Source organism: Micromonospora sp. CNZ303 (assembly GCF_004345505.1).
The window spans coordinates 587774-600322 of the sequence record NZ_SLVT01000002.1 but is presented as its reverse complement, the minus strand read 5'-3'; the positions used below and the strand labels follow the sequence as shown (position 1 = coordinate 600322).

The window sequence follows — 12549 nt, the reverse complement described above, 5'->3', positions numbered from 1 at the left end:
AGCTTCTTCGCTCCCTGCGGCCGGCGATCTCCACGGATCTCGAACACTGCAACCCCTGATCAGGTCAGGCGTTGCAACGATCCCTAGAACCCAAGGCGTTAGGAAGGGGCCCTTCCTTACCTCTCGCCGGCGGCGAAGCGGGCCGCACCGGCCGCCGCGTCCGCGGTCAGCGACTTCATCCCGTACGCCAGCTCCACCTCCAGCGCCGCCGGCTCCGGCAGGGCGGCCCCGGCGAGCACGGCGGTCCGGTCGTTGCGCAGGCAGGTCTGCGGGTGCCGGGCGATCTCGGCCGCCAGCCGCTCGGCCGCCGCCCGGGACTCACCCGGCGCGACCAGCCGGTTGACCAGCCCCATGGCGTACGCCTCCTCGGCCGGCACCGGTCGGCCGGTGAGGATCAGGTCCATCGCCCGGCTCTGGCCGATCAGCCGGGGCAGCCGGACCGTGCCCCCGTCGATGAGCGGCACTCCCCAGCGGCGGCAGAACACCCCGAGCACCGCGTCGGACTCGGCGACCCGCAGGTCGCACCAGAGCGCCAGCTCCAGCCCGCCGGCCACCGCGTGACCGGAGATCGCGGCGATCACCGGCTTGCTGAGCGTCATCCGGGTCGGACCCATCGGGCCGTCCCCCTGCGCCTCCACCCGGTTGCCGCTCGGTGTGCCGATGGCCTTCAGGTCGGCCCCGGCGCAGAACGAGCCGCCGGCACCCCAGAGCACAGCCACGGAGGCGTCGGGATCGGCCTCGAACGCGCGGAACGCGTCGGCCAGCGCCCGTGCCATCGGCCCGTCGACCGCGTTGCGGGCCGCCGGGCGGTCCAGGATCACCGTGGTCACCGCCGCGGCGCGTTCGACGCGTACGCCCATGCCGACAGCATGCCCCCGACGGTGCCGGCGGCGCCAGGCGTCAGGGTGCGGCGGACCGGCCCGGGCGGACCAGGGTGGCGCCCAGCGCGGCGCCGACCACGCAGGCCACCCCCGCCGCCTGCGGCCAGGCCAGCAGCTCGCCGAGCAGGACCAGCCCGACCAGCGCCCCGATCGCCGGCTCCAGGCTGAGCAGGACCGCGAAGACCCGGGCCGGCATCCGGGGCAGCGCCGCCATCTCCGCCGAGTACGGCAGCACCGACGACAGCAGCGCCACCGCCGCGCCCAGCGCTAGGGTCCACGGGTCGAGCAGCGCCGTACCGCTGCCGGCGACCCCGAACGGCAGTACGGCCAGCGCGGCGATGGCCATCCCCAGCGCGAGGCCCCGACTGCCCGGCACCCGGGCGCTGACCGCCTTGCCGAGCAGCACGTAGCCGGCCCAGCCCACCGCGACGGCCACGCAGCACAGCAGCCCCAGCCGGTCCATCCCCGTCCCGCCGAGCCCGCTGATCAGCAGCACCCCGCCGCCGGCCAGCGCCGCCCACGCCACGTCGGCGAGGCGGCGGCTGCCGGCGAGCGACACCAGCAGCGGCCCGGCGAAGCCGATGGTGACTGCGACGCCCAGCGGCACCCGGTGCAGGGCCGCGTAGAAGGCGAGGTTCATGACCGCCAGGGCCAGCCCGAACGCCCCGACGAGACCGGCGGTACGCCAGCCCAGGCGCAGCCCCGGCCGGACCAGGACCAGCAGGATGAGCGCGGCGAAGCCGAGCCGCAGCGTGGTGGTGCCGCCGGCGCTGGTGCTGCCGAAGAGCTGCTTGGCGACGGCCGCCCCGACCTGGGTGGAGAGCATGCCCAGCAGCATGAGCAGCGGGGGCGGCACGGCCCGGGCCTGCCCCAGCGCGACGCTCAGTCGGGTCGCCGGTCGACCGGCCGGCAGCGGGCGGGAGGAGAGTGCGTACACCCGGACCACAGTGGTCGTGGACGGTGCGGCCCGCGACCGGATTTCCACGCTCGCCGACCTCGGTGGGAGCGTCCCGTTACGGGTCGGTGGGGGCGCGACCACGTACCGCTGCGGATCCGTCACCGCCGACCGGTTTGCGGGGGCTCCTGCCGGGAAGTCGGTACGGGTGCGAGCACTCTTGACGAAGATCGAGCAGGCATCCGGCCTGGACCGGGTCGGCGACCGGTTGCAGCGCGCCGTCCAGGCCACCCTCCGACCGCAGCGGGTCCGCGACCTGCTGCACGGCGTCTGGCTGGGCCATCCGCTGCACCCGGCGATGGTGCAGGTGCCGGTGGGCGCGTGGATCAGCACGGCGGTGCTGGACCTGATGCCGGGGCAGCGCAGGGCCGCCGCCACGCTGTGCGCGGTGGGCACCGTCAGCGCCCTCCCGGCCGCGGTCGCCGGCCTCAACGACTGGGCGGCACTGGCCCGCGACCAACGCCGGATCGGCCTGGTGCACGCCGCGTCCAACAGCGTCGGCCTGGCGTTCTACGCCGGTTCGGTGGCCGCCCGGATGACCGGCCGGCACAACCTCGGCCGTACGCTCGGCTTCCTCGGGCTCGGTGCCGCCAGCATGGGGGCGTACCTGGGCGGGCACCTGGCGTACAAGCAGGGCGCGCAGGTCAACCAGAGCATCTCCGAGCTGCACCGGATGAGCGACGGCTGGCACTCGATCGCGGACATGGCTGCCCTGCCGGAGCGCAGGCTGATCACCCGGGAGGTCGACGACGTCTCGGTGATCCTCTACCGGCACGGCGACGAGGTCACCGTGATGCTGGAGCGCTGCCCGCACCAGAGCGGCCCGCTGGGCGAGGGCGAGGTGCGCGAGATCGACGGGCACGACTGCGTGGTCTGCCCGTGGCACGGCAGCGCCTTCCGCCTCAACGGCGGCGAGGTCGTGCACGGACCCTCCGGCAACGACCAGCAGATCCTGCCGACGCGCGTCGTCGACGGCGTCCTGGAGACCCGCCTGCCCTGACCGGCGCCCGGCGGCCTCCCGGCCCCGGGAGTCAGGGGCGGCGGTGGCGGCCGGTCGCCGTGTCGTGGGACGAACCCGCACGGGTCCGGCCGTGGCCGGTCGGAACGCTGTCGTGGGTACCGGTCTCCGTGCCCCGGTCGACTCCGATCGCGCCGCCGCGTGGGGTGGTGCGGATGTCCCGGTGACCCGTGCCGCGCCTGGCCGTGGTGGTGCCGCGCGCGGTGCTGCCCCGGCGGGCGGCGGCCGTACTCCGGGCCGCACCTGCCGGTACGTGGGCCGGGCGGCGGCGCAGGCCCAGGACCGCGCCGATCTGCGCGCCGACGATGCTCGCCACCGCCAGGACGGCGGAGACCGCGAGGGGCCGGTTCACCCGATCGGGCTCGCCGGCCCGGGCGGCTCCCACCGTCACCGTCGGAGCCTGACCGGCGTCCCTCTCCGCCGGGGGCGGCACCGGGGCCTCGGCAGCCGGCGGGGGCGGTGTGGCCCGCTCGGGAGCGACCTTCCCGGGTGCCGGCTGCGGGGCCGGCCGGGCGGGCGCGGGCGGCGTCGGGCGGGCGACGAGGCGGCCGGTCGCGTGCCGGCGGGCACCCCGGTCCTCGGCGTCCCCGGGCAGCCTCAACAGCTGACCCGGGTGGATCCGGTCGGGGTCGCCGAGCCGGTTCAGCTCGGCCAACTCCCGGTAGTCGGCGAACTCGTCCAGGTAGCGCTGGGCGACCGCGCCCAGGTGGTCGCCCCGGGCCACCCGGTAGACCGCCACACCGTCGTCCGGGTCGCCCGACGCGGATGAGGTCACCGGAGCGGACGAGGCGACCGGGGTGGACCAGGTGTGCGCGGCCGGACCCGGCCAGGCGGCCTCCGCAACCGTCGCCCGCGCGACCGCGGGCGGTGCCGCCGGCAGGGCGTACGGGCCGGTGACCGCCGCCGCCGCGCTCGCCGCCGGGCTGGCCGCGAGGATCAGCGCGACCGAACCGACAAGCGCGGCGGCGGCCCGTTGCTGGCGACTCATCCCCGGCAGCCGGGGCGCCGGCCGGCGTAGCGCCTGCGCGCAGAGTTCGACCAGGACGGAGAAGGCGAACGTGGCCCAGCCGAACCAGCCGGCCAGCGCCAGCGCCCGCAGGAAGAGCCGCCCGTCGTCCCGGCTGGTCAGCGTCGCACCGATCTCCGCGACGCTGGGCAGGTGGTCGGGCAACGGGTTCCCGGCGAGGGCGAGCAGCGCCACCGGCGCGCCGACCAGCACCGCGCAGAGCACGACGAGCGCGCCGAACCCGGTCAGGATGCGTCCGGTCCGCCGTACGACGGAACGCCCCGATGCGGCCATGGCTGCCTTCCCTTCCTACGGTGCCCCGGTGAGCGGCCGCGCGGTCGCCTCACCGGAGACGGTGACGGTCTCGTCGAAGCCGAGCAGGCCGAGCATGGATCGGTGGTGCGTGACGGTGACGCGTACCCGGACCCGGGTCTCCCCGTCGACGACCGGGAAGCTGACGGTGTGGCCGGCGGCGCCGGCGGCGGCGAGGTAACCGGCGACGGCCCGGCGGGCCTGGGGGCGGTCGATCCGGGTCGGCCCGCCCTCGATGGCGCTGGCCCGGTCGATGGCCTGGCCGCCGGCGCGGGCGGCCTCGGCCGCGAGGTTGTCGGCCCGCTGCAACGTGCGCAGCTGACCCGCGCCGTCGAAGGCCAGGCCGATGACGGAGAGGACGCCGACCATCGCCACCGCGAGGAAGATGCTGACCCGGCCCTCGTCGTGCCGGCCGGCCACGGCGGTCATCCCCGGCTCCGGTAGCGGTCCAGCGGCGACGTGAAGTTCGCCGACACGCGCTTGCCGGCCGGCATTCCCGGCAGGACGGACAGGTGCAGGTCCCCGTAGGAGACCGTGCAGGCGACCCGGACGGTGACCGAGGCGTCCTGCCCGGCCGGGCTGCGGAACGCCGCGTCGAAGCTGGTGGGGGCGCCGCGTACCGCGCCGCTGAACGTCACCTCGGGAGCGCCGGCGCAGTTCAGGCCGCGCCAGTCGAGCTGCCGGCGGGCCGCGTCCCGGGCCTCGGCGCGGGCGGTGCGGGCGTCCCGGGAGATCGAGGCGGCGCGGGCGGCGTCGTGGGCGGCGGCGTCGATCGCCTCGGCCGCCACGGCGGTACGCCCGGCGACGCCGGCCAGCACGATCAGCGCGATGAACGCCGGCGCGAGCACCGCCACCTCGATCGAGACCGAGCCCCGCTCGGCGGTACGGCTCACGGAACGGTCCACCGTTCCACGGTCCCGTGCGCGGTCTGGTGCACCGGGAAGGTGACCCCGGGTACGACCGACAGGGACCGCCCGCGCACCGTGCAGGTCACCTCGGTCGCGGTGGTCTCGCAGCTCGGTGCGGGATCCTGCCAGCCGACCAGCCAGCCGCCCGAGGCCTTCAGGAACCGGACGGCCCGCGCCTCACCGGCCCCGGGCGGAGCCTGGTGCAGCCGCTGCGCGTTGACCGCGCTCTGCGCGGCGTTGAGCGCGGTGGAGCGGGCGACGAACCAGGCCGCGGCCTGGATCGAGGCGAAGAGCAGCAGCAGGATCACCGGCATCACCACCGCCAACTCGACCGGGTTGGCCCCCCGGTCGACCCCGCCGGCCACGAGCCGCCGGGCGGCAGCCGCCCCGACTCCCCGAGGGATGGCCAGGGCGGGGCGCCGGGCGGCGGTGGCCGCCCGGCGTCCCGGGACGGAGTCTGTCCGGCGCACGGCCCGGCGTTACTTCGGGTCCGGAGCCTGGTGGGTCGGGATGTTGTCCATCCAGTCGTTGGCGGCACCGAGGGCGGTGGCGGTGACCGCCATCGCGACGGCGACCAGACCGAAGATGATCACTGCGGTCGGTACGGGGCTGTCGCCCCGCTCGCCGTCCTCGCGCAGCTCGGCCAGGCGTGTCGACACGACGACGTGCAGTCGGGTGATGACGGACATGACGTGCTCCTTCTCTCGGGGGCGGATCACAGGCGGGCGATGAACGGATAGACGGCGAAGCCGAGCAGGACGAAGACGAGCAGCGCCCCGGGGATGTCGAGCCGGCTGGTCACCCCCTCGGCCCGGGCCAGGTTGTCGGTACGGATCTGGTCGCGTAGCGAGTCGGCGCGGCTGCGCAGGGTCTCGTGCACCTGCGCGCCCTCGCTGCCGGAGGAGCGCATGATCGCCCCGACGTCGCCCAGTTCCGGGATGCCGATGCGCTCGGCGAGGTCGCGAAGCTCGTCCCACGGCGAGTGCATCTGCATCTGCGCGATCCGCAGGGACTCGGAGATGCGGTCGAAGACCCAGCCGTCGCAGACCGCCGCCGCCCGCTCCAGCGACTGCACCGGCCCATGCGCGGCGGAGAGCTGGAGGGCGACCAGGTCGAGGTAGGTGCAGACGGCCTGGCGGAACTCGTCGCGCGCCTTGTCCGCCCGGTCCAGCACCGACCGGTGCGCGATCAGGGCGCAGAGCAGCGCCAGCCCGAGGCTGCCGAGGACGGGTACGACCACCGGCAGCCGGATGCCGACGGCGAACAGGGTGCCGCCGAGCAGCGTCGGCGCGGCGAGCCCGATCAGCGCGGAGAGCAGCATCGACAGGGCGTACTGCTCGGGCGTCCGGTCGATCAGGGCGAGCTGCCGGTGCGGTGGCCGCAGCCAGCGGGACAGCCCGGTGAGCCACTCCAGCCGCCGGTCGGCGGGCGTGGCGAGCTGCCCGGCGCCGACCGGTTGGTGCAGCCGGCGCAGCGCGGGCCCGAGCGCGGGGGTGGCCGGCACCAGCTCGCGGACCACCAGGAAGGCGCCCAGCCCGACCGCCGCCCCGCCGCACACGGCGACGGCGAGCTGCCAGTTGAGGACGACGCTCACTGGGCTTGCCTTTCGTTCGCGACTGCGGGGCTCGCAAGCTCACTCCTCGCGCTCACGGGAGCACCTCCTCCGGGTCCGGGGCCGGCAGGAAGCGGGCCGGCCGGCGGGGCTGGCTCATCGACCGCACCCAGGCCAGCAGGCCGACGAAGGCCGCGCCGAGCGTCGCCATCACGAGCTGCCCGAAGGGCGTGCCGTACGGGCTGACGTACTCGGTGTTGAGCAGCCCGTACGCGACGGTGGCCAGGGTCATCCCGGTCAGGAAGCGGACCGCGAACCGGGGCTGGGTGCGCTTCGCCTCGATCTCCCGGCGGGTGGCCACCTCGGCCGCCGCCGCTCCGGCGATCGAGCCGAGCACGTCGCCGAGGCGTTCGCCCCGGTCGGTCACGTGCAGGATCAGCGCCGCCACCACCTGGTCGCAGACCGGATCGCCGATCTCGTCGGCGAAGGCGAGCAGCGCGGAGCGGGCCAGCCAACCGGCCTGGAGGCGGGCGGCGAGCAGCCGTACCTCCTCCTGGATCTCCTCGGGTGCGGTGCCGACGGTGCCGACGATCGTCTGCTGGAGTCCCTGGCCGGTGGCGGAGACGTCCTTGAGCCGGCGGGTCCACTCGCCGACCGCCTCGATGCGGGCGATGGCCCGCTGCTCGGCCTTGCCGACGGAGAACAGCCACGGCGTGCCCGGGACGGCCACCGCGACCAGCAGACCGACGACCGGTAGGCCGGTGACCAGGAAGGCCAGCGCACCCGCGACCAGGGCGACGACCAGCAGCGCCTGGTGGGCCCGCTGCTCGCGCGGGGTGGCGCCGGGGCCCTTCCAGAGCCGGTCGAGCCCACGGCCCGCGCCCGGGCCACCGGGCGGCCGGCGGGTGCCGACCAGCGCGACGACCGCCAGCAGCAGCCCGGCCACGCAGGCGGCACCGGAGGCCACCGCGACGAGTTCGACGTTGTCCAGCACCCCCGGTCACCGCCGCCCGAGCCGGGTCTGCCGGGGCCGCCGCCACGCGCCCGTGCCGGCCTCGATCCAGCGGCTGAGCAGCCGGGCGTCGTAGCCGACCCGGAGGAGCTGGGCGCGCACCCGCTCGGGCAGGTGCCGGGGTACGGCCCGCCCGTCCGGCCCGGGCCCGAACACCTGGGTGGTGGTGATCCGGTTGCCGTCGCCGACGCCGATGACCTCCTCGACGTGCGAGACGAAGCGGTGCTTGCGCCCGCCGATCGCGGTCTCGTCCTCGACGGTGACGTAGACGATCAGGTCGAGCGCGTTGCCGGCCATCCGGCGGGCCTGGTCGACGGTCATCTCCCGGCCGTGCGCGAGCGCCAGCTCGATGATCCGCTCACTGACCCCGGCGGGCGTACGGGCGTGGATGGTGCACATCGAGCCGCGGCTGGTCGTCATGGCCTGGAGCATCGGGACGATCTCCCGGGACCGGACCTCGCCGACGATGATCCGCAGCACGCCCATCCGCAGGGAGACCGGGATCAGGTCGGCGATACTCACCTCGCCGGCCGGGCGGCCGTCCGCCCCGCGTTCGCCGTGCCCCTCCCGGGCCTCGAAGCTCATCACCGCCCGGTGCTTGAGGCGGCGGCGGGCCGGCAGCAGCTCGCGGCTCTCCTCCAGCAGCACGTACGGCTCGTCGGCCGGGATCTCGTCCATCAGCGCCCGGATGACTGTGGTCTTGCCGGCGCCCGCGAGGCCGGCCACCATGATGTTCAGCCCGGCGCGCATGGACGCGCGGAGGAAGTCGCGTACCAGCGGGTCGATCATCTCGTCCAGGTCGCCCCGGCCGCCGGCGAGGTCGTCGAGGCTCACGTCGAGGGTGTTGTGCTTGCGGATCACCGCGTACGGGCGGTGGCTGACCAGGAACACCGCGGCGAGCCGGCTGCCGTCGGGCAGTTGCAGGTCGAGGGTGGGCTTGGACGTCGACAGCGAGCGCTCGGTGGCTCCGGCCCGGCGGGCCGCCGCCTGGAGGATCTCCACCAGCTCGTCGTCGCTGTCGGCGATCGGCTCCACCCAGTCGACCCCGCCGCCATGGCGGGTGACGCGCACCTGGTCACAGCCGAGGATGTGCACCTCCTCGATGGTGTCGTCGACCAGCAGCGTCTGGAGGCGGCCGAGCCCGGCCAGTTCGGCGGTCACCTGGTCGAGCAGGAGCCGCTCCTCGCCGGCCGCCATCGGGGTGCCGGCCCGGCGCACCGCGTCCGCGTACTCGGCGACCACCGTCACCGCGAGCCGGGCGCGCTCGGTGTCCTCCTCGTCGACGGTGAACTCCCGGCCGCGCTGCCACAGGGCCAGCCGCTCGCTGAGTTCCCGGCGCAGCTCGCGGACCACCTGGAAGTCGACCCGGGGCCGGGGCGGCGGCTCGGGCCGCGGCGCGGTGACCGGCACCGGCAGCGGGACGGGATGGTGCCGGCCGTTGGGCGGGGCCAGCGGCGGCGCCGTGGAGGTGGCGCCGGGCGGCTGCCGGCGCGGGTCGCCGGAGACCGGTTCAAACCGCATCCGGCACCCCCTGCGGCACGGGCCAGGTCAGCCGGGCGCGCCGGCGTTCCAGCAGCGCCCCGACCGGCACCTCCAGGGCCCCGGCCGCGCGCATCAGGGGCCGACCGGCCCGCACGGTGCCGCCCAGGCCGAGCACCTCGGCCGTACGCGGATCGTGCGGCATCCGGGCGATCACCGGCAGCCGCAGCGCCTTGCTGACCTCGCCGCTGCCATGGCCGTCGCCGACCAGCAGCAGCCGCAGGGTGCCCGGCGGCACCCGGTGCTCGGCGAAGTCCCGCTCGATCGTCCTGGCCATGGCCCGGGTGCCGGAGAGGTCGGGGAGCCGGGCGCCGCTGACCAGCAGCACCACCGAGGCGGCGCGCAGGATCGGCCACGGTGGACCGACGACGTGCAGCCGCCCGCAGTCCACCACCACGTCGTACGGCGGGTCGCCGGACTCCAGGCTGCCGAAGAAGTCGGCGAAGCGCTGCCAGAGCGGGATGACGCTGCCGGCCTGGGCGGGATCGACGACGCCGGGCAGCAGCAGCCGCTCCCGCTTCGGCGCGTCCAGGTCGACCAGTTGCGACCAGAACGCCGACTCCAGGTTGCCGTCGCGCAACTCGCCGACCGCCAGTTCGCCGATGCCCCGGGGGCCGTCGAGCGCGCCGCCCAGGTAGCCGGCGAGGATCGACCCGCCGGCCGGGTCGCACTCGGCGAGCACCAGACGCCGGTGCCAGGTCAGGGCGCACGCCAGGGCGGCGGTGGTGACGCCCGGGGAGCCCTTCGCCGACACCAGCGCGATGATTGCCATGGTCAGGCCGCCTCGGTCAGGACGAGGGCGATCCGCTCCTGGCTGGACAGCGCGACGACGGCCGGCACGTCCCGGACGGCGAGCGCCAGGTAGACCACCACCTCGTCGTCGTCGTCCGAGGTGACGGCGTCGATGACCGTCGCCTCGAACCGGGTGGCGGCGCCGGCGGGGCGGTCGTCGTTCCCGTCCGGCGTGCTCACCAGCAGGATCTTGTCGCCGGGGTGGAGTCTGCGGGCGGGCACCTCGGCGGGGCGCAGGCCCAGCGCGAGCTGCTGTTGGCCGGGCCCGAGCAGCGGGTCGTCCGTGAGCTGCGCCATGGTCAGCAGCGTGCCGGGGGTCAGCGCCACGGCGGCCCGCTTGCCGACCACCTCGTCGAGCCGGCCGGCGGGCACCGGGGAAAGTCCCTGGCCGCCGGCCACCTGCACCGGGACCAGGTCGTCGGCGCTGATCTGCCGGCCGACCTCGACCGCCCGGGCCACCGCCAGGTAGCTGCCGGTGGCGCGTACGGAGGTGACTGCGAACGCCGCGCCCAGGCCGCCGAGGGCGATCAGCAGCACGGCCAGGCCGAGCAGCCCGGGCCGCATCCGGCGCTGCCGCACCACCCGGGGCGGGGCGACCGGCGCGTCCACCGGCCCGGTTCCGTTCCGGGTCGCCACACTCACCGGACCATCTCCGTTCGCGACTGCGGGGCTCGCAAGATCGGCTCACTCCTCGCGCTCACTGGGCCACCACCTGAAGTTCGTTGATTCGGACCGGGACCGTTCCCGTGGTCCGGTTGACCGGGATGACGCCGCTCTGGCCGCCGCCCTCCCAGGTCACCGTCCAGTAGGTCGTGGCCCGCACCCGGTAGTCGCCGGCCTTCGGGTAGCCCCGGTAGCCGCAGTCGGGGGAGGGGCGGCCGGCGAGCGGGCCGTCGGCCCGGTACGGCGTACCGGCGCCGGAGCAGGTGACCTTGCGGCCGTTGCCCATGTTCCAGACGATCCGGTCGAACTTCGCCGTGATCCGTACGGTCAGGCCCCGCTCGCTCTCCGACGCCTGCTGGGTCGGCCCGAAGTACTTCCGGTCGTCGTTGCGGCCCCACATCCAGACCGGCAGCCCGACCAGGCCGGGACCGTTGCTGCGGCGGGGGGCGACCGCGATCCGGGGCGCCGCGATGGTGATCTTGGCCAGGGCCCGCCGGGCGAGTTCCTCCGGGTCGGGCGGCGCGCCGAAGCCGGGCGGCGGGGCGTCGCGCAGGACCGTGGTCTGGGAGCCGAGGCTGCCGCCGTTGCAGGTGCGCAGGTACCACTGCTGGCCCTCGGGGGCCTCGGGCTGCGGTTCGGCGAGCTTGTAGTAGCAGCCGTCGCCGTTGTTGAACCAGCCGAGCACGCTGTCGTAGCACTTGACGGTGCGGCCGTTCCACTGGCACTTGCCGCCGCCGCCCCCGCCGCCCGAGTCGCCGCCCCCGCCGTCGTTCCCGCCGCCGCCGGGGTCGCCCGGGGTGCCGGGATCGTCGTCCCAGACGCTGCAGTCGCTCTGCCCCGGCGGGCACTCCGCGCCGGGGTCCGCGCGTCCTGCGGCGATCGCGGGCACGGCCGCCCCGAGCGCCAGCAGCAGGGCCAGACCGGCGCCCGCGAGCGACCGGCGGGCCGTCCCACCCCGGCCGCCACCGTCGGCGGTACGGACGCAGGCCGCCCCGGCCTCCCGTCCCGCCCGCGTCAGCACGGCAGGTCCTCGTGGGCGGCGCCGGCGCTGATCAGCCAGCGGCCGTCCGGGTAGCGGGTGGCGGTGGCGGTGGCCAGGTGCCGCGTCCCGCCGGTGCCGGGCACGACCCGCTTGTCCCTGGCGTAGACCAGCCGGTAGCCGGTGGCGTCCAGGCAGTCCTGGATCTCCACGGTGGGCGGGCTCGAATCCAGGCTCACCGAGGTCACGGTCGGGTCGGAGACCAACGTGCCGGTACGCATCGCACCGTGCTCCTTCGCCTTGCGGATGGTCAGCCGGACCCGGGTCAGCAGCGGGTCGGCGAGGAACCGGGACAGCTCCGGATGGTGGGGGTCGCCGCGCCCGCTCGCCTTGCGGGAGGCGGCGAGATATCCGGCGTACGCGGCCAGCGCCGCCTTCCTCGCCGCCTGCTCGTCGGCGGCCCGGTGGGTGGGGGCGGGGGCGTCCCCGGCGGTCGCCGCCCGGGGAGTCGCTCCGGGCTCGGCACCGCAGGCCGGGGCCGCGCCGAGCGCCGCGATGGCGAGCAGGCAGGTTGCCCATCGGCCGAACCGCCGTCCGCGCACGTCGTGCCTCCTCGGTGGCGACCCGGGGCCGGTCTCGGCGACCTCCGGGCATGCGGCGGCGTGACCGGACGGGGTCGTCCGGACCTGTCGAAAATCGTCGCCGCATTTGCCGTTACGGATTCCTACAAAAGCGTTGTCCCGCGTCGTCCTGTCTTTTCGCTGTGGGTTGCACCACACCCAAGGGGCGAGCATAGGCTGACGCTCGCCGATGCAACAGAGGCAATTCGTTCGAACACTTTGCGTGATGACAGGTGGTGGCGGCGGGTGGTCGGGACCGGTGCGGACGGGTCGGGTGGCGGGAATCGGTGGGGCGCCGGCGTGGGAAGCGCA

The 12549-nt window shown here is 75.5% G+C and carries 15 protein-coding genes; 1 reads left to right on the top strand and 14 read right to left on the bottom strand.

Annotated elements, in window-relative coordinates; translation table 11 throughout:
* Window positions 1–116: 116 nt before the first annotated feature.
* Window positions 117–860 (bottom strand): crotonase/enoyl-CoA hydratase family protein, encoded by a 744-nt coding sequence (locus EV374_RS06135; RefSeq protein WP_132232366.1) that lies wholly within the window; start codon window positions 858–860, stop codon window positions 117–119.
* A 40-nt stretch (window positions 861–900) separates the two neighbouring features.
* The gene (locus tag EV374_RS06130) at window positions 901–1818 is read right to left on the bottom strand and encodes an EamA family transporter (protein ID WP_207913915.1); all 918 of its coding nucleotides are present in this window, start codon (window positions 1816–1818) and stop codon (window positions 901–903) included.
* Between the two features lie 166 nt (window positions 1819–1984).
* On the opposite strand from EV374_RS06130, the gene EV374_RS06125 reads away from it, so the two are divergent.
* Window positions 1985–2836 carry a Rieske (2Fe-2S) protein gene (locus EV374_RS06125; protein WP_132232364.1) on the top strand — a complete coding sequence of 284 codons (852 nt, stop codon included), beginning with the start codon at window positions 1985–1987 and terminating at the stop codon, window positions 2834–2836.
* Window positions 2837–2867: 31 nt separating this feature from the next.
* Here EV374_RS06125 and EV374_RS06120 read toward each other — a convergent pair whose 3' ends face one another.
* The 12 genes from EV374_RS06120 to EV374_RS06065 all read right to left on the bottom strand — a co-directional run bounded on the left by EV374_RS06120 (window position 2868) and on the right by EV374_RS06065 (window position 12219).
* Window positions 2868–4154 (bottom strand): LysM peptidoglycan-binding domain-containing protein, encoded by a 1287-nt coding sequence (locus tag EV374_RS06120; RefSeq protein WP_132232362.1) that lies wholly within the window; start codon window positions 4152–4154, stop codon window positions 2868–2870.
* A gap of 15 nt (window positions 4155–4169) precedes the next feature.
* Window positions 4170–4601, bottom strand: coding sequence for a pilus assembly protein TadG-related protein (locus EV374_RS06115; protein WP_132232360.1), 432 nt, complete (start codon window positions 4599–4601; stop codon window positions 4170–4172).
* A complete protein-coding gene (locus EV374_RS06110; protein WP_132232358.1) occupies window positions 4598–5077 on the bottom strand; it encodes a TadE/TadG family type IV pilus assembly protein in 480 nt (159 codons plus the stop codon). The genes EV374_RS06115 and EV374_RS06110 overlap by 4 nt, the downstream gene beginning before the upstream one ends.
* Window positions 5062–5484: a TadE/TadG family type IV pilus assembly protein gene (locus EV374_RS06105; RefSeq protein WP_486485609.1), complete on the bottom strand. Its 423-nt coding sequence runs from the start codon at window positions 5482–5484 to the stop codon at window positions 5062–5064. Before EV374_RS06105 ends, EV374_RS06110 begins: the two co-directional genes overlap by 16 nt.
* Window positions 5485–5559: 75 nt before the next feature.
* Complete coding sequence (locus EV374_RS06100) at window positions 5560–5769, bottom strand: hypothetical protein (protein ID WP_132232354.1); 210 nt, start codon at window positions 5767–5769, stop codon at window positions 5560–5562.
* A gap of 26 nt (window positions 5770–5795) precedes the next feature.
* On the bottom strand, window positions 5796–6674 hold the full coding sequence (locus EV374_RS06095; protein WP_132232352.1) for a type II secretion system F family protein: 879 nt from the start codon (window positions 6672–6674) through the stop codon (window positions 5796–5798).
* Between the two features lie 52 nt (window positions 6675–6726).
* Entirely contained in the window at window positions 6727–7626 is a 900-nt protein-coding gene (locus EV374_RS06090; RefSeq protein ID WP_132232350.1) for a type II secretion system F family protein, read from the bottom strand.
* A gap of 6 nt (window positions 7627–7632) precedes the next feature.
* Window positions 7633–9165 (bottom strand): ATPase, T2SS/T4P/T4SS family, encoded by a 1533-nt coding sequence (locus tag EV374_RS06085; RefSeq protein WP_132232348.1) that lies wholly within the window; start codon window positions 9163–9165, stop codon window positions 7633–7635.
* Window positions 9155–9955 carry a P-loop NTPase family protein gene (locus EV374_RS06080; protein ID WP_132232346.1) on the bottom strand — a complete coding sequence of 267 codons (801 nt, stop codon included), beginning with the start codon at window positions 9953–9955 and terminating at the stop codon, window positions 9155–9157. The genes EV374_RS06085 and EV374_RS06080 overlap by 11 nt, the downstream gene beginning before the upstream one ends.
* 2 nt (window positions 9956–9957) lie before the next feature.
* On the bottom strand, window positions 9958–10617 hold the full coding sequence (locus EV374_RS06075; protein WP_132232344.1) for an SAF domain-containing protein: 660 nt from the start codon (window positions 10615–10617) through the stop codon (window positions 9958–9960).
* Between the two features lie 55 nt (window positions 10618–10672).
* The gene (locus EV374_RS06070) at window positions 10673–11557 is read right to left on the bottom strand and encodes a hypothetical protein (RefSeq protein WP_165947720.1); all 885 of its coding nucleotides are present in this window, start codon (window positions 11555–11557) and stop codon (window positions 10673–10675) included.
* Between the two features lie 95 nt (window positions 11558–11652).
* The gene (locus EV374_RS06065) at window positions 11653–12219 is read right to left on the bottom strand and encodes a hypothetical protein (protein ID WP_132232342.1); all 567 of its coding nucleotides are present in this window, start codon (window positions 12217–12219) and stop codon (window positions 11653–11655) included.
* Between the last annotated feature and the right edge of the window lie 330 nt (window positions 12220–12549).

What these genes read in the sequence shown, in the direction of transcription:
- EV374_RS06135 (WP_132232366.1), bottom strand. Translation starts at nt 860, where the DNA reads ATGGGCGTACGCGTCGAACGCGCCGCGGCGGTGACCACGGTGATCCTG.
- EV374_RS06120 (WP_132232362.1), bottom strand. Translation starts at nt 4,154, where the DNA reads ATGGCCGCATCGGGGCGTTCCGTCGTACGGCGGACCGGACGCATCCTG.
- EV374_RS06115 (WP_132232360.1), bottom strand. Translation starts at nt 4,601, where the DNA reads ATGACCGCCGTGGCCGGCCGGCACGACGAGGGCCGGGTCAGCATCTTC.
- EV374_RS06100 (WP_132232354.1), bottom strand. Translation starts at nt 5,769, where the DNA reads ATGTCCGTCATCACCCGACTGCACGTCGTCGTGTCGACACGCCTGGCC.
- EV374_RS06085 (WP_132232348.1), bottom strand. Translation starts at nt 9,165, where the DNA reads ATGCGGTTTGAACCGGTCTCCGGCGACCCGCGCCGGCAGCCGCCCGGC.
- EV374_RS06080 (WP_132232346.1), bottom strand. Translation starts at nt 9,955, where the DNA reads ATGGCAATCATCGCGCTGGTGTCGGCGAAGGGCTCCCCGGGCGTCACC.